The sequence below is a fragment of the Actinoplanes sp. NBC_00393 genome (genome assembly GCF_036053395.1).
In the GTDB taxonomy this organism is placed as follows: domain Bacteria; phylum Actinomycetota; class Actinomycetes; order Mycobacteriales; family Micromonosporaceae; genus Actinoplanes.
Genome location: NZ_CP107942.1, coordinates 10,608,208 through 10,623,856 on the forward strand (window position 1 = coordinate 10,608,208; position 15,649 = coordinate 10,623,856).

Consider the following 15,649-nt stretch of genomic DNA (forward strand, 5'->3'; position numbering starts at 1 on the left):
CTCCATTCTGCACCAGGAATGCATAAATGAACGCCGATCGATGGGAATTGTTAACTGTGTCAGCGAGCGAGCGGGCCATCCTGGAGATGGTCATGATCGAGAAGTCGTATCGCAGCGGGACATTGAACATCAAAGCCCTCGGCGGCGTCTCCCTGCAGGTGATGCCCGGTGAGCTGGTCGCGGTGATGGGGCCGAGCGGATGCGGCAAGTCGACCCTGCTGGCGATCGCCGGCGGCCTGCTCCCACCGGATCGCGGCGAGGTGCTGGTCACCGGGAAGCCCTTGGCGAAGCTGCGCGGCAGCGCCCTGCACAGCCTGCGGCGTAAGGCGATCGGCTACGTCTTCCAGGACTACAACCTGATGCGTACGCTCACCGCCGCCGAGAACGTCGCGCTGCCCGACGAACTCTCCGGGATGCGCCGCGCCGACGCCCGACGGCAGGCACAGCACGCGCTGGCCGCGGTCGGCATGGGCGACTACGCGGACCGGTTCCCCGACCAGCTCTCCGGCGGTCAGCAGCAGCGGGTGGCCCTGGCCCGGGCGATCGCCGGCGAGCGCCGGCTGATCCTCGCCGACGAGCCGACCGGCGCGCTCGACTCGACCACCGCCACGGCCGTGCTCGACGTGCTGCGTCACCTGGTCAACCAGGGGGTCGGTTGTGTGCTGGTCACCCACGACGCCACGGTGGCCGGCCGGGCCGACCGGGTGGTGACGATGCGGGACGGGCGTATCGAAGCGTCGGTCGGAGTGGCCCGGTGAGCGGATTGCGTACGTTTGCGCTCGCCCTGCGCATCGCGTCCCGCTCGCTGCGCCGGACCCTGCGCCGCAGCCTGTTGCTGACCGCCTTCGTCGCGGTGCCGCTGGCTCTGGCCGCGTTCGTCAGCACGCTGACCACCACGGCGGTGCCGAGCGGGGAGGAGTTCGCCACCCGCGCGCTGGGCACCGCCGCGCTGCGGGCCGAGCTGCCCGGCCTGGACCTGCCGCCGGCCGAGAAGCTGGCGCAGGGCACCACGACGATCCGCGGGCTGGTCCCCGGCGCGAGCGACGTCCAGGCCGTGATCACCCAGGAGTCCCGGCTGGTCAAGGGCGAGCGGGAGGTGGCCGGCGCCAGTTTCGGCCTGGACTCCGGCAGCCCGATGCACGCCGGGCGGTTCACGATCGAGGACGGCGAGCTGCCCAGGGGCGACAGCGAGGTGGCGCTCTCCGCCGCGATCGCCCGCCGGCTCGAGGTGGCCCCCGGCGGCACGATCACGGTCGAGGGGCAGGAACTCACCGTCGCCGGCACCGTGGTCGACCGGGCCGACACCAACCGGATCTTCGCCGTGGTCAGCGTGCCGGCGGCGGTGACGATCGCCGAGCGGGCCGCGGCCGGCGCCCCGCCCGGCACCAGCCGGCAGGTCACCATCGCCTGGCATCTGAGCGGGGTCGAGGCCGGCGCCGCCGCCGAGACGCTGCGCAACGCCGAGTGGCGCACGCTGACCCGGGCCGACTTCGCCGAGCGCGGCGCCGACCAGCTCGGTGAGCTGCCCGGACTGACCCTGGGCGTGACCCTGCTGACCCTGGCGCTGGCCACCCTGCTGGTCGGTGCCGGCTTCGCCGTCGCCGCCAGTTCCAGCCGGCGCGAGATCGGCCTGCTCGCCGCCTCCGGGGCCAGCCCCGGGCAGCGGCGGCTGGTGCTGACCGCGAACGGGTTCGTGCTCGGCGCGGTCGCGGCGGTGCTGGGCCTCGGCGCCGGGGTGGGTGCGGCTGCCGTCGCCTATCCGGCGGTCGGCCGCAGCCTCGACCAGGTGTGGACGCAGCTGCGGCTGGACACCACGATGCTGGCCGGGTTCGCCCTGCTCGGGCTGGCCGGGCCGGTCGTGGCCGCGTGGCTGGCCGGGCGGCAGACCGCCTCGATGGACCCGTGGACCGCGCTGCACGAGCGGCCGCTGGCGCTCGCCGTCCGGGCGGTACGGCGTACCCGTCGCTGGACCGTGACCGCCCTGTGCGCCGCGCTGGCGCTACTGGCGCTCGCCACCGTCTCCGCCGACGTCGCCGTGACCGCCCTGGCCGCTTTCATGACCGTGGTCGCCGTCGCGGCGGCCACCCGGGTCGCAGTGCCCCGGCTGGCCCGTTGGGCGGCGAACGCCCGGCCCGGGATGCGGGTGGCGCTGCGTTCACACGCCGCCGCACCGGGCCGCGGCGCCGCCCTGGTGGCCGCGATCGGCGCGGTGGTGACCGTCGCGGGCCTGGTCATGCTCGGCGCGGGCGGGCTGGCCGAACGCTCGGTCGCGTCCTACCGCCCGACCGCACCGGACGGCACCGCCGTCATCGACACCCACGACACGCTCCCGGCGAGCACGGTGGCCGAGGTGACCCGCCGGCTCGGGGCGACCGGGGTCGCCCGGATCAACCTGGCCATGCCGCCGGACGCGGCCGGCACCGACACCTACCTGATGACCGTCGACAACCCGGTGGCGCGGTGTTACCGCGACCCGCAGTCGGACCCGCGCGAGTGCATCGACCGCAGCGGCTTCCCGGACACCTCGTTCTGGTATTTGGGCATCGTCGAGCCGGCGCAGATGGCGGCCGTCCTCGGCCGGCCGATGACCGGCGCCGAGACCGACGCCTTCACGAAGGGCCAGGTGATCGCCCTTTCCGAGCAGGTGGTCGACGGCGGCTCGGTCCGGATCTACGACCGGGACCCGGAGAACTCGCCGGAGGCACGCTCCCGGACACACCCGGCCGTGGCCGCCGACGGCGCGCAGGCCTACGTCGAGTTGCCGTTCGCCTTCATCTCGCCGGAGGGCGCGCAGACCGCCGGGATGAAGCTGCACCCCCAGGTGCAGTACCTGATGCGGGGCGCGGGACGGCCGTCGGAAGCCGCCGAGGACACCGCGCGGGCGGTGCTCAGCGCGGACAGCGGAGGCCAGGCCCGGATCTATGTGGAGCGCGGCAATCCGGGCAGCCGCCAGCTCGCCACGGTCCTGACCACCTGCGCCGTCATCCTGCTCGCACTGACCGCGGCGGTCGCGGTGCTGGCCGTCGGCCTCGCCACCGAGGAGCTGGCCCCGGAGTTCGCCACGCTTGCCGCGGTCGGCGCGACCAGCCGGTTCCGGCGCGTGCTCACCTCGTCGTACTCGGCGGTGACCGCCACCTTGGGCGTGCTGCTGGGACTGATCACCCTGGTGCTGATCACCCCGGCGCAGACCCGGGCCATGGCGGTGCCGGTGAGCCCACAGGCATGGCTGCTGCTGCTCGGCACCGGGGCGGTCGCGGTCGTCGTCGCGGCGGCCGGCGGATGGGTGAGCAGCCCCCGGCCGCGGAGTCTGGTGCGCCGGGTGAACTGATACGGATGTGCTCTGTCGATATGCCGACGCATGGACGATATTGGATGGCTGTTCCCCTTTCGGTACCGTGATTGGCGGTTACCGAATCTGTCCACGGGGGAACGATTTTGCGAAACGACCAAGTGACATTGTGCCGGCATGATGCACAGCTCGAGGCGGCCGTCGCTCGTGTTCCACGCCTGAGTAACCGGGAACTGGAAGTCCTGATGGCACTGCCGTCCGGCCACACCAACGGCGCGCTCGCACACCGGTTGTGCATGACCGAGCGTACGCTGCGGGCACACATCGGTCAGATCCTGATCAAGTTGGATGTGGAGGGCAGGGTCCGCGCCGCCGTGGTGGCGTTCGCATGGCAGAACTGCTGCCGGGAAAAGATGATTCGCTAAGCAAATCAAATTGGCATGAGAACGGCCCGGCGTCCATTTCGCCGGGCCGTTCGCCTTTTCGCGAGCGGTATACCGTTGCCGGCCGTTCTTCGGGTTCTCGCCCGTCTTTCCAGCATGGATGATCACGGCGCGTAGAGTTGCTGACCATGACGGGGATCGAAGCCTCCACGCACGTACGGTTGGCCCGCCCGAGCCGCGACCTGGCCGCCGCCGAGCGCTTCTACGTCGACGGGCTGGGCCTCGAAGTCCTGTACCGGGCCACCGCCGAAGGCCCGGGCGAGCACGACCTGCTGATGCTCGGCCGGGCCGGCGCCGCGTGGCACCTCGAGCTGGTCGCCGGTCCGGAGCCGACCCCGTCCGAGCAGGACCTGTTCGTGCTCTACCTGGACGGGCCGGTGCCGGACGAACTGCTGGAGCGACTGGAGAACGCCGGCGGGCGGCGGGTCTCGCAGGGGCCCTACTGGGACCAGTGGGGCGTCACGGTCGTCGACCCCGACGGATACCGCCTGGTGCTGTCTACCCGCCGCTGGCACAACACCCCGCTCGCCGCCTGATCCCCTTCCGCCGCGCTCTTCCCGCCGCCCAGCCCCACGCAAGCCCACCGTTGCATGTCTGTGCGGCGGCTGGTGGTGGCGAGCCGCCGCTGAGGTGGGTTTCGGGGTGGGTGTTGGGTGTCTGTGCGGCGGCTGGTGGTCGCGAGCCGCCGTCCGGGCGTGTCTCAAGTCTGGTGTTGCGGGGCCGGCCGGTGGGTCAGGACGCGCGGGCCACGATTTCCTCGGCTACGTGGCGCAACTGGTCGCGGTCGGGGTGGAAGCCGGCGGCGATGTCGGGGTGCAGGCCTGCTTTGGCCTGGTCCAGCAGCATCCAGGTGACCTGGTCGACGCTTTCCCCGGCGTACCTCTGCCTGATCTTGACCGTTGCTGCCTGCAGCGCGGAACTCAGCTGGTCCTCGAGCGGGCCGCGGAGTTTCTCCTCCACGGGGTTGAGTGACTGCGGGTCGAGGGTGACGTGCGGCTCGGCCAAGATGCCCTCCGAATGAGAACGATGACGCCGCGCGGGATACCCGGGAGCAAGGGCGCGGTAAACCACGATCACCTGCACGGTGGAACTGTTCTAGAACTGTGTGCTACAACTACAGCACTGTTCTAGAACTCTAGGAGGCTGTCGTGGACCAGCTGGTACGCGCCGACTCTCGCCGCCCGGCGGGACTCGGCAGGTTCGGGGAGTACGGCGGGAGGTTCGTCCCGGAGTCGCTCGTCCCGGCGTGCGAGGAGGTGGAGCGGGCGTTCGCCGAGGCCTGGGCCGATCCGGTGTTCCACGCCGAGTTGCATCACCTGCTCTCGGTCTACGTGGGCCGGCCGACGCCGCTGACTCCGGCGGTGCGGCTCTCCGCGGAGCTGGGAATCACCCTGCTGCTCAAGCGCGAGGACCTGACCCACACCGGATCCCACAAGATCAATAACGTGCTGGGGCAGGCGCTGCTGGCCCGGCGGATGGGCAAGCGCCGGCTGATCGCCGAGACCGGGGCCGGCCAGCACGGCGTCGCCACCGCCACCGCGGGCGCGCTGCTCGGCCTCGACGTCACGGTGTTCATGGGCGAGCGCGACATCGAGCGGCAAGAACTCAACGTCTTCCGGATGAAGATGCTCGGCGCCGAGGTGGTGCCGGTGACCGCGGGCAGCCGCACCCTCAAGGACGCGACCAGCGAGGCGTTCCGGCACTGGGTGACCGTGGTCGACGACTCCTACTACTGCCTCGGCTCGGCGCTCGGGCCACACCCGTACCCGTGGATGGTCCGCCAGTTCCAGCGGGTGATCGGCGACGAGGCCCGCGCGCAGTGCGCCGGCCGGCTGTCCGCCGCGACACCGGACTTCGTGGTCGCCTGCGTCGGCGGCGGGTCCAACGCGGCCGGCACGTTCGCCGGCTTCCTCGACACCCCGGCCCGGCTGATCGGGGTGGAGGCGGCCGGCGGAGCGGCGATCGGCGCGGGACGACCCGGGGTGCTGCACGGGTTCCGCTCCCGGGTGCTGCAGGACGAGCACGGGCAGATCACCGAGGCGCACTCGATCTCGGCGGGGCTGGACTATCCGGGGGTGGGCCCGGAGCACGCCTATCTGGCGGAGACCGGCCGGGCGACGTACGTGACGGCGGACGACGCCGAGGTGGTGGCCGCGACCCACCGGCTGGCCCGCAGCGAAGGAATCCTCTGCGCCCTGGAGTCGGCGCACGCCGTGGCCTGGGTGCTGCGGGCGGCGCAGGACGGAACGATCCCGCAGGGCTCGACGGTGGTGCTCACGCTGTCCGGCCGCGGGGACAAGGACATGGCGACCCTGATGGAGCTGTCGTGAAGATGCTGGTGCCGTACGTGACCGCCGGAGCCACCGGCGACTGGACCGACCTGCTGCGCGCCGCGGTCGACGCCGGGGCGGACGCGATCGAGGTGGGGCTGCCGTTCTCCGACCCGACCATGGACGGGCCGGTCATCCAGCAGGCCTCCTACCAGGCGCTGTGCCGCGGTACGACGGTCGCCGGCGTGTTCGACGAGGTGTCCCGGCTCGACCTGGGGGTGCCGCTGATCGCGTTCACGTACGCCAACCTGGTCCTGAACCGGGGCGCCGACGCCTTCTGCTCCGCGCTGCGGGACGCCGGGATGAGCGGCCTGCTCGCCCCGGACCTGCCGATCGACGAGGCCGGGCCGGTCAGCGCGGCCGCGGAACGCCACGGGGTGGACGTCGTCCTGCTGGCGTCGCCGTCCACCCCGCCGGCCCGGCGCGCCGAGATCGCCAAGCGCAGCCAGGGCTTCGTCTACGCGGTCAGCGTGATGGCCCCGACCGGGGAGCAGGCATCCCTGCGGTCCCCCGGCCGGGAACTGGTCATGTCGCTGAAGCAGCACACCGACCTGCCGGTGGTGCTCGGCTTCGGCATCTCCGGCGCCGAGCAGGCGGCCGCGGCGTGCGAGTACGCCGACGGGGTGGCGATCGGCTCGGCGGTCATGCGCCGGGTCTTGGCCGGCGAGTCACCGGCCGAGATCGGAGCGATGCTGGCCGGCATCCGCAGAGCGATCAGCCTCGGCCGCGCCTGACGGCGGGTGCCTCAGCCTCGGCCGCGCCTGACGGCGGGTGCCTCAGCCTCGGCCGCGTTTGACCTCGAAGAACGTGCCGACGCGGATCAGGGCGGCGGTCGCGTCCCAGATCTGCAGCGACTCGTCGAGCGACGGCACCTCGCCGATGATCGGGCCGTGCAGGCCCCGCTCGGCCCCGGCGACCTGCAGCACCGGCGAGCCGATGCCGGGGCCGGCGAGCGCCATGGCGGCCTCGTGCGACTCGCGGACCGCCTCGTCCCAGGCCGGGTCGTCGAGAACGGTGTCCGCCTTCTCGACACCGGCGGCCTCGGCGGCCGCGGCCACGATCTCGTCGCTGATCCTGGCGTCGGCCTCGTGCGTACGGTTGCCGATCTCGGTGTAGAAGTCGCCGAGTTGATCCTGCCGGCCGTCCGCGCTCAGGGCCGCGACCAGCCGCAGCGCCCGGCTGGACGCGGCCATGGCCGCGCGGAACTGTTCCGGCACGTTGCCCTCGTTGAGGATGGCCAGGCTGAACGGGCGCCACCGCAGGGTGAGCCCGCGCTCGGGCGCGACCGTGCGCAGCCACCGCGAGGTACGCCAGGTGAACGGGCACGCCGGGTCGAAATAGAAGGTAACCTCCATGCCGCCGATCCTAGGTAGTGGATCGCGATTGCGGGGTATGTGCCGAGCGCGACGTTCGTGCAATCAACGAATTCTCTGGTCGGCGGGAACTGTCATCGCGCCTCGTCGTTGGACCGGTGAACCGACCGTACTGGAGTAAGTGATGCAATCGACCCGGCCGCGTGGCAGTGCATACGCGGAGCTCTCCCGCAAGATCAAGGGCGCCGGCCTGCTCGACCGGTGTCCGGGCTACTACGCCGTGCAGGGTGCTCTGCTCGGCGGGCTGGTCCTGCTGACCGGGGTGGCCCTGGTCCTGATCGGTGACTCCTGGTGGCAGATCGCGGTGGCGGTCGTCGCGGCGGTGGTCTCCACGCAGGTCGGCTTCTTCGGGCACGACACCGGGCACCGGCAGATCTTCACCTCCGGGCGGGCGAACCACGCCCTCGGCACGGTGCTCGCGAATCTGGGCGTCGGCTTCAGCTACGGCTGGTGGATCGACAAGCACAACCGGCACCACGCCCACCCGAACGACGAGGAGAAGGATCCGGACGTCGAGGCCGGGGCGCTGGCCTTCACCATCGGGCAGGCGCTCGGCAGCGGGCGGGTGGCCCAGACCTACTACCGCTACCAGGCCTGGATCTTCTTCCCCCTGCTGCTGCTCGAGGCGCTCAGCCTGCGCGCCTCCAGCGTGCGGTACCTGCTGAGCGGCGGCGGGGAGCGGCGCATCTGGGAGGCGGTGCTGCTGATGACACATCTGGTCGGGTACACCGCGCTGGTCTTCCTGTCGATGTCACCGCTCAAGGCCGTCGTCTTCATCGTTGTGCACCAGGGGCTGTTCGGCCTCTACCTGGGCTGCGCGTTCGCGCCGAACCACAAGGGGATGCCGTCGCTGAGCGAGGAGGAGGCCGCGGACTTCCTCCGCCGGCAGGTGCTCACCTCCCGCAACGTGCGCGGCAACTGGCTCACCGACTTCGCCCTGGGCGGGCTGAATTACCAGATCGAGCACCATCTGTTCCCGTCGATGCCGCGCCGGAACCTGCGGCACGCCCAGTTGATCGTGCGGGACTTCTGCGCCGAGCACCGGATCCCGTACCTGGAGACCGGCCTCTTCGAGTCATACGCGCAGGCCCTGCGGCATCTCGACCAGGTCGGCCGGGCGCCCTTCGCATCGACGCGCTGACATACGGGCCGGTGGCCCAAGGAGAGGCTCTCGATCGCCTTGGACCACCGACAATGTTTTCGCTACCCGCTAATCGAGGGGCTAATCACGTCTGACAGAAGAGGCGGCAAGAGTTCCCGCAACACGTCCACGCCGTCGCGGCTGAGCACCGATTCCGGGTGGAACTGCACCCCGGCGAAGCCCGGCCCGCGCAGCGCGTGCACCAGCCCGTCCTGGGGATCGCAGGCCACCTCGACCGGCCGGGCGGTGGCCGGCGCCGGCCCGGCCGCCGCGAAACTCGAGTAGAACCCGACCCGCCGGACCGTTCCGAACAGGTCCACCTCGCGGGCCAGCCCCTGGTAGGGCGAGTCCCGCCGGCGCAGCGGGAAGCCCAGCAGCGAGGCCAGGATCTGCTGCCCCAGGCAGACCGCGAAGACCGGCCGGCCCGCGTCGAGCAGAGAGCGGACCAGCGCGTGCAGCCTCGCCATCTTCGGGTCGGTGAGGTCGGACGGGTCACCCGGCCCGGGGCCGACGACCACCAGATCCGCGTCCGGCACCTCCGCGGTCCACGGCTGGACGGTCACGCTGAGCCCGAGCGCCTTCAGCTGGTGGGCCAGCATCGCGGTGAAGGTGTCCTCGGCGTCGACGATGACCGCGCTCCGGCCGTCGAGCTCGGGGACCACCAGGGCGCCCGGCTCGCGGGAGTCGAGCCAGAACCGGGCCAGTTCGTCGTTGCGGGCGGCGAGCAGGGACCTCACCTCGGGGGAGTGCGCGCTCACGCGTACCGGGGAGGGGTTTGCCGGAACCGCGCCCAGTGCGGCCAGCACGCCCGCGGCCTTGGTGTGTGTCTCGGCCACCTCGCCGGCCGGCGTGGAATGCCGGACCAGGGTGGCGCCGACCGGTACCCGCAGGGTGCCGTCGGGAGAGATCTCGGCGGTACGGATCAGGATGGGCGCGTCCAGGGTCTGGCGCCCGGCCTCGTCGTGGTCGAGCAGCGCGAGCACGCCGGCGTAGTAGCGGCGGCCGCGGCGTTCGTGGCGGGCGATCACCCGGCAGGCGTTCTCGATCGGGCTGCCGGTGACGGTCGGCGCGAACATGGTCTCGCGCAGCACCTCGCGCACGTCCAGCGAGCCCCGCCCGGCCAGCAGGTACTCGGTGTGGGTGAGGTGGGCCATCTCCTTGAGGTACGGGCCGGCGACCTGCCCACCGTGCTCGGCGACGGTGGCCATCATCTTGAGCTCCTCGTCGAGGACCATGTAGAGCTCCTCGATCTCCTTGGGATCGCGCAGGAAGTCGAGCAGATCGCCGGAGCCGTTCCGGAACGTGCCGCTGATCGGGTTCATCATGGTGATCCCGTCGGCGACGCTGACGTGCCGTTCCGGCGTGGCGCCGACCAGGGTCCGGGTGCCGGTGTGCACCAAGAAGGTCCAGTAGGTGCCCTGCTCCTGGGCGAGCAGCCGGCCGAACGCGGCGCGGGCGGCCTCGACCGGATCGCCGTCGACGCTCGCCTGGAACACCCGGTGGATCACGAAGTTGGCGCCCTCGCCGTGGCCGATCTCGTCGCGCAGCACCTGCTCGACGATCGCGCCGTACTCGTCGTCGGAGAGGTCGAACGCGCCGTCGCGGACCCGCAGGTCGCCGGCCGGGAAGGCGTCCAGCGGCTCGGTGCGGCGGTCGCTGATTAGCAGGCACTCCAGCGGGGTGCCGTCGTCGACGCACTCGAAGCCGCGTTCGGCGATCTGCCGGTAGGGGATCAGCGCGAGCGTCGGCCCGATCGGGATGTCGGCGAGCGTGGACACGGTGACGACGTCACCGCTGAGCACTTCGACGTGGTCGGCGCCGTCACGGTGGAGCAGGGCGAAAGGCATCGTGGTCCTCCGGAGTCCGGCGGCGCCCGACCGAGACCCGGCCATGCAGAACGGCCGCCTCGGAGAGGCGGCCGCGGTGGTTGGTTACGCGCGGGGGGTGTGGCCGCCGGTCAGGCGGGCCACCACATGGTCAAATGTGCGCGCATGGCGGTGAGCCTACACTCTCACCCGGCTCCATTGGTGAACGCCGACTGGATCGCGCTGCGGGCCCACAGCATCCGGCTGATAGCGCAGTCCGGGTGTTCGCCGAACTCCTGGGCGACCAGTTCCGCGCACCCGGCCTCGCCGAGGCGGTCGACGGTGGCGTGCACGGCGGCGCGGATGATCTCCGCGGTCGGTTCCTGCGAGCGTTGCAGGTAGGAGACGAAGAGCGCGTCACAGCGGGCGTCGTCGATCACAGCGGTCATCGGATCCTCCAGCCGTTCGGTAGCGCGGTGGTTGCCTGCTGACCAGCACACCGTCTCCGGGATGCAACCGAGGCGCGGAACGGTTGCGGCTGGGTTGCTCCACATACCGTCTTTTAACGGTATATCTTCGACAGGTAGTTGACGACTCGGGGGGAGCTGCCGTGACGACGGTCCTGGTGGCCGACGACGATGCCGACATCCGCGACCTGGTGGCGTTCAAGCTGGAACAGGCGGGGCTGGAGGTCATCACCGTCGGGGACGGGCAGGCCGCCGTGGAGACCGCGCGGGCGCGTCAACCGGACCTCGCGGTGCTGGACGTGTCGATGCCGGGGCTCTCCGGCATCGACGTCTGCCGGACCCTCCGTGCCGAGCCGGCCACCTCCGGCATGCTGATCATCATGCTCACCGCCCGGGTGCAGGAGCAGGACGTCGAGGGCGGGTTCAGCGCCGGCGCCGACGACTACGTGACCAAGCCGTTCAGCCCGCGCGAGCTGGTCTCCCGGATCCAGGCGCTGCTCACCCGGGCCCGCACCTGACGGACCCGGGTGAGAGAGCGCGTCACTCGTTGGCGGCCTCGACCAGCTTGTCCAGCAGATCGGCCCGCAGCGGGCTGCCCGGGAAACTCGCCATCCGGCTCAGCGGCAGGCTGCCCAGCATCATCAGCATGCCCGGGTCGGCGGCCATCGCGGCCATCGGGCTGTCGCTGCCGGCCCCGGCCGTCGCCGCCGCGAACGCTTCACCGAGCAGGGCGGCGCCGCGCGCGTCGGCGAACCACTCACCGACGCTGGACTCGGCGGTCAGCGGCACCCGGGCCGGGTCGCCGGCCACCTGCACGGTCACCGTGGCGCGTAGATCGCGGGAGGACGATCCGACGGCGATCAGGTACTCGCCGCCCTCGACGATCCACCGGTTCAGCCGGGTGTCCCAGTAGGCCAGGTCGTCGCGGTCGACGGTCAGCACCACCTCGGCGGTGTCACCCGCGGTGATCGCGACGCTGGCGAACGCCTTCAGCTCGCGCGGGGCCCGCTGCACCTTCGAGCCGGGCACACTCACGTACACCTGGACGACCTCACGCCCGTCCCGGCTGCCGGTGTTGGTCACCGGGACGCGGACCTCGAGGCCGGTCGCGGTGGCCGACGCGCGCGCCGCGCCGTAGGAGAAGGTGGTGTACGAGAGACCGAAGCCGAACGGGTACGCCACCTCCCGGTCCTGCGCGTCGAAGCCCCGGTAGCCGACGTGCAGGCCCTCGCCGTACCGGACGTGGCCGTGCTCGCCCGGGAAGTCCAGGTGTGACGGGTGGTGGGCCAGCTTGACCGGGATCGTCTCGGCGAGCCGCCCGGACGGGTTGACCCGGCCGAACAGCACGTCGGCGATGGCGCTGCCGCCGGCCTGGCCGAGCAGCCAGCCCTCCAGCAGCGCCGGCACCTTCTCGTCCCACGGCTTGGTCGCGAGCACCGCGCCGTTGTTGAGCACCACGATCGTCTTCGGGTTGACCGCGGCGACCCGCTCGATCAGCGCCAGCTGCGCGGCCGGCAGGTCGATCGACTCGCGATCGGCGCCTTCGGTCTCGTGCACGCTGCCCACGAAGACGATCGCCACGTCGGAGTGCCGCGCGATCTCCACGGCCTCGGCCAGCAGGCCCTCGTCCTCGCCGTCGGCCGTATAGCCCGCCGCGAACCGCACTGGGCCGGTGGACGCCGCCGTGATCGCGGTGAGCGCGTCGTCCAGTTGGGTCGGGGTGATCTGCGAACTGCCGCCGCCCTGGTAACGAGGGGTGCGGGCGAACTCGCCGAGGACACCGATGGTGATGCCGTCGACCGGCAACGGCAGCAGATCATCGTCATTCTTCAACAGCACGATCGCCCTTCCGGCGATCTCCCGGGCCAGCGCGTGGTGCGCTTCGGCGTCATAGCCGCCGGCCGGGCGCTTCCCGGCCTTCTCGATCAGCTTGCGTACGCGTTCCGCGCTGATCCGCAGCAGAGCCGGGTCGAGCTGCCCCGACTCGACCGCCGCGACCAGGGCCTCGTCGCCCTCGGCGTCCGGTCCCGGCATGGTCAGGTCGAGGCCGGCCGCGACCGCCTTCACCCGGTCCACCACGGCGCCCCAGTCCGAGACGACCAGGCCCTCGAATCCCCACTCGTCGCGCAGCACCTCGGTGAGCAGCCAGTGGTGCTCGCTCGCGTACACGCCGTTGATCTTGTTGTAGGCACACATCACGGTCCACGGCTGCGCCTGCGTGACCACCCGCTGGAAGGCCCGCAGGTACATCTCCCGCAGCGTGCGCTCGTCGATGTCGGCGCTGACCCGCATCCGGTCGGTCTCCTGGCTGTTGACCGCGAAGTGCTTCAGCGAGGCGCCGACGCCGCGGCTCTGGATGCCGCGCACCCACTCGGTGGCGAGCACGCCGGTGAGGATCGGGTCCTCGGAGAAGTACTCGAAGTTGCGGCCGCCGAGCGGGCTGCGCTTGAGGTTGATGCCGGGGCCGAGCAGGACCGCGACGTCCTGGGCCCGGCACTCGTCGCCGAGCGCCTCGCCCATCCGGCGCAGCAGCTCCGGGTCCCAGGTGGAGGCGCTGGCGACGGCGGGCGGGAAGCAGGTGGCCGGGACGCCGGCGAGCAGGTCGCCGCCGGTGGCCTGCATGCGTACGCCGTGCGGTCCGTCGGTCACGGTGACGGCGGGGATGCCGGCGGACTCGACCGGCGCCGTGTGCCAGAAGTCGCCACCGCTGGTGAGCGCCGCCTGTTCGACGGTCGTGAGCTCTTCGGCGGTCGTGGGCTCGGAGGACATGATCTTCCTTTCCGCTTTTCAGCGAACCGATTTGATGGGCACGACGGCCAGGCCGCCGAGAAGCATGAGGGCGATGCCGACCGGGAAGAGCGGGCTGTACCCGCCGAGGGCGACGACGATCGCGCCGGCCGCGCCGGGCGCCACCACCTGCGGCAGGGTGGCCGCGATGTTGACCACGCCGATGTCCTTGGCGAAGTCCTCCTGGGCCGGCAGCACCTCGGTGATCAGCGCGGTGTCGACCGCCTGGAACAGCCCGAAACCGAAGCCGGAGATCACCGCGTAGAGCAGCATGCCGGTCTTCGTCGGCAGCACCCACGGGATCACCAGGGCGACCGCGCAGATGACGGACGCGGCGAAGACGAAGATCCGGCGACGGCCGAACCGGTCCGAGAGCGGGCCGCCGACCACCGTGGCGATCAGGGTGGTGACCAGCGCGGCGACACCGAGCACGGGCACGAACGCCACCGCGTCGTCGCCGAGCCCGATGTGCTCCTGCAGGATGTACAGCTGGTAGCCGCTGACCAGGAAGTAACCGAGGTAGAGCAGCAGCCGGCCGAGGAAGGCCCAGCCCAGGTCGGGGTGCCGGCGCGGGTTGAACCAGAAGCTGTGCAGCAGCGCGGCGAGCGAGAACGGCCGGCGCTCCTCGCCCCGGTTGTCGCGGTCCGGGCAGAAGAGCACGAACAGGGTCAGCGCGATCAGGGTGATCCCGGCGAAGGTCAGGTAGCCGGCGCTGATGTTCTCGGCGAAGCCGGTGGCGGCGATCTGCCCGCCCATCGCGCCGAGCATCAGGCCCAGACCGCTGACCGCGGCGAATGTGCCCCGCAGCGCGGCCGGCACCCGGTCCGGCATGATCGCGCCGAGCGGGCCCTGCGCGAAGTTGTAGGCGATCTGCGTGATCGTCCAGGCGATCGCGATCTGCACCAGGGTGTTCGCCGAGGCGAGGCCGACCAGGGCGAGTCCGCCGGTCAGGGCGCCGCCGACGATCCACGGGGCGCGGCGGCCGAACCGGGTGCGGGTGCGGTCGGAGATGGTGCCGGCGAGGGGCTGGGCCAGCATCGCGGCGAACGCGCCGATGGTCGCCACGACGGCCAGGTTGCCGGCCTTGTTCGCCGGGTCGATCTCCTCGATCTGCAGTGGCAGCAGGATGCCGGGGATGGCGCCCCAGAGCAGGTACATGCCGACGTTGGCGGGGAACATCCCGATCAGCAGGCGCAGGTTCGCGCCGCGCAGTTTCGGGCGGGCTATCTCATCGCTTGGTGACGTCGTCGTCACGGAGTGTCCTCTCAGAGGGGTGTGGGACACCGCGGAAAGGGGGATCAAGCTGGGGAGATTCTTACTGAGTACCTACTAGGTATTAACTACTTGGCAACATAGCGACGGCTCGCCGGGCAAGGCAATAGGTTGCTGGTAGGAAAGACGCTGTGAAGAGGGCACAGCCATTACGCCGCGACCGCGCCCGCCTGCCCGCAGCCGAACGGCGCCGGCAGATCATCGAGGTGACCACCCGGCTGATCGCCGAGCGCGGGTTCTGGGGGCTGTCGATGCAGGACGTGGCGGACGACTGCGGCCTCACCGTGCCCGGCCTGCTGCACCACGTCGGGTCCAAGGACAGCCTGCTCGTCGCCGTCCTGGAGCACCGCGACGAGGCCGACGCCCGCTCGCTGGCCGGCGAACTCGGCGTGCCGGTCGAACGGCTCTACTCGGACGGTCCCGCGCTGGTCAGCCTCCAGCAGGTCTGCGCCGCGCTGGTCCGCCGCAACGCCGGGCAGCCGGAGATCGTCCGGCTCTTCGCGGTGCTGGAGGCCGAGTCACTGGCCCCGGACCATCCGGCGCACGACTACTTCCAGGCGCGCCAGGAGCGCACCATGAACACCCTCGCCGCGCTGGTGCCGCCGCCCGCCGATCCGCGTGCCGTGGCCAGCCAGGTCGTCGCGATGATGGACGGCCTGCAGATCCAGTGGCTGCGCGAACCCGGGACGATCGACCTGGTCGCCGCCTGGGACGCCGCCGCCGCGCGTCTTTTCGCGTAACC

The 15,649-nt window shown here is 71.4% G+C and carries 15 protein-coding genes; 9 read left to right on the forward strand and 6 right to left on the reverse strand.

Annotation, left to right across the window (positions count from 1 at the left end; genetic code table 11):
- The first annotated feature begins 86 nt into the window (after positions 1 to 86).
- The 4 genes from OHA21_RS49205 (at position 87) to OHA21_RS49220 (ending at position 4,268) form a co-directional block, all read left to right on the forward strand.
- Positions 87 to 758 carry an ABC transporter ATP-binding protein gene (locus tag OHA21_RS49205; protein WP_328479031.1) on the forward strand — a complete coding sequence of 224 codons (672 nt, stop codon included), beginning with the start codon at positions 87 to 89 and terminating at the stop codon, positions 756 to 758.
- Complete coding sequence (locus tag OHA21_RS49210; protein WP_328467503.1) at positions 755 to 3,328, forward strand: FtsX-like permease family protein; 2,574 nt, start codon at positions 755 to 757, stop codon at positions 3,326 to 3,328. Before OHA21_RS49205 ends, OHA21_RS49210 begins: the two co-directional genes overlap by 4 nt.
- 122 nt (positions 3,329 to 3,450) lie before the next feature.
- Positions 3,451 to 3,714: a LuxR C-terminal-related transcriptional regulator gene (locus tag OHA21_RS49215; RefSeq protein ID WP_328479033.1), complete on the forward strand. Its 264-nt coding sequence runs from the start codon at positions 3,451 to 3,453 to the stop codon at positions 3,712 to 3,714.
- Between the two features lie 146 nt (positions 3,715 to 3,860).
- The gene (locus tag OHA21_RS49220) at positions 3,861 to 4,268 is read left to right on the forward strand and encodes a VOC family protein (RefSeq protein WP_328467504.1); all 408 of its coding nucleotides are present in this window, start codon (positions 3,861 to 3,863) and stop codon (positions 4,266 to 4,268) included.
- Between the two features lie 196 nt (positions 4,269 to 4,464).
- Here the strand turns inward: OHA21_RS49220 and OHA21_RS49225 are convergent, their stop codons facing one another.
- Complete coding sequence (locus tag OHA21_RS49225) at positions 4,465 to 4,737, reverse strand: hypothetical protein (protein WP_328467505.1); 273 nt, start codon at positions 4,735 to 4,737, stop codon at positions 4,465 to 4,467.
- Between the two features lie 143 nt (positions 4,738 to 4,880).
- Between OHA21_RS49225 and trpB the strand changes: the two genes are divergently transcribed.
- Together trpB and trpA are read left to right on the forward strand one after the other, a co-directional pair.
- The gene (gene trpB / locus OHA21_RS49230) at positions 4,881 to 6,062 is read left to right on the forward strand and encodes a tryptophan synthase subunit beta (protein ID WP_328467506.1); all 1,182 of its coding nucleotides are present in this window, start codon (positions 4,881 to 4,883) and stop codon (positions 6,060 to 6,062) included.
- Between the two features lie 2 nt (positions 6,063 to 6,064).
- Positions 6,065 to 6,796: a tryptophan synthase subunit alpha gene (gene trpA, locus OHA21_RS49235; RefSeq protein ID WP_328479035.1), complete on the forward strand. Its 732-nt coding sequence runs from the start codon at positions 6,065 to 6,067 to the stop codon at positions 6,794 to 6,796.
- Positions 6,797 to 6,838: 42 nt separating this feature from the next.
- Here the strand turns inward: trpA and OHA21_RS49240 are convergent, their stop codons facing one another.
- Positions 6,839 to 7,417 carry a DsbA family protein gene (locus OHA21_RS49240; protein WP_328467508.1) on the reverse strand — a complete coding sequence of 193 codons (579 nt, stop codon included), beginning with the start codon at positions 7,415 to 7,417 and terminating at the stop codon, positions 6,839 to 6,841.
- 142 nt (positions 7,418 to 7,559) lie between these two features.
- Between OHA21_RS49240 and OHA21_RS49245 the strand changes: the two genes are divergently transcribed.
- Positions 7,560 to 8,576 carry a fatty acid desaturase family protein gene (locus OHA21_RS49245; protein WP_328467510.1) on the forward strand — a complete coding sequence of 339 codons (1,017 nt, stop codon included), beginning with the start codon at positions 7,560 to 7,562 and terminating at the stop codon, positions 8,574 to 8,576.
- Positions 8,577 to 8,638: 62 nt separating this feature from the next.
- Here OHA21_RS49245 and OHA21_RS49250 read toward each other — a convergent pair whose 3' ends face one another.
- Both OHA21_RS49250 and OHA21_RS49255 read right to left on the reverse strand, forming a co-directional pair.
- Entirely contained in the window at positions 8,639 to 10,423 is a 1,785-nt protein-coding gene (locus OHA21_RS49250; protein ID WP_328467512.1) for an anthranilate synthase family protein, read from the reverse strand.
- 164 nt (positions 10,424 to 10,587) lie between these two features.
- Positions 10,588 to 10,830 carry a hypothetical protein gene (locus OHA21_RS49255; protein WP_328467514.1) on the reverse strand — a complete coding sequence of 81 codons (243 nt, stop codon included), beginning with the start codon at positions 10,828 to 10,830 and terminating at the stop codon, positions 10,588 to 10,590.
- Between the two features lie 161 nt (positions 10,831 to 10,991).
- Here OHA21_RS49255 and OHA21_RS49260 point away from each other — a divergent pair, with 161 nt between their 5' ends.
- Complete coding sequence (locus OHA21_RS49260; RefSeq protein WP_328467516.1) at positions 10,992 to 11,366, forward strand: response regulator transcription factor; 375 nt, start codon at positions 10,992 to 10,994, stop codon at positions 11,364 to 11,366.
- A gap of 22 nt (positions 11,367 to 11,388) precedes the next feature.
- On the opposite strand, the gene OHA21_RS49265 is transcribed toward OHA21_RS49260, so the two are convergent.
- Positions 11,389 to 13,617, reverse strand: a complete 2,229-nt coding sequence (locus OHA21_RS49265; RefSeq protein ID WP_328467518.1) for a glycoside hydrolase family 3 C-terminal domain-containing protein — start codon at positions 13,615 to 13,617, stop codon at positions 11,389 to 11,391.
- Positions 13,618 to 13,635: 18 nt separating this feature from the next.
- Entirely contained in the window at positions 13,636 to 14,889 is a 1,254-nt protein-coding gene (locus OHA21_RS49270) for an MFS transporter (protein ID WP_328467520.1), read from the reverse strand.
- Positions 14,890 to 15,038: 149 nt separating this feature from the next.
- On the opposite strand from OHA21_RS49270, the gene OHA21_RS49275 reads away from it, so the two are divergent.
- Complete coding sequence (locus OHA21_RS49275; RefSeq protein ID WP_328467521.1) at positions 15,039 to 15,647, forward strand: TetR/AcrR family transcriptional regulator; 609 nt, start codon at positions 15,039 to 15,041, stop codon at positions 15,645 to 15,647.
- Positions 15,648 to 15,649 lie beyond the last annotated feature (2 nt).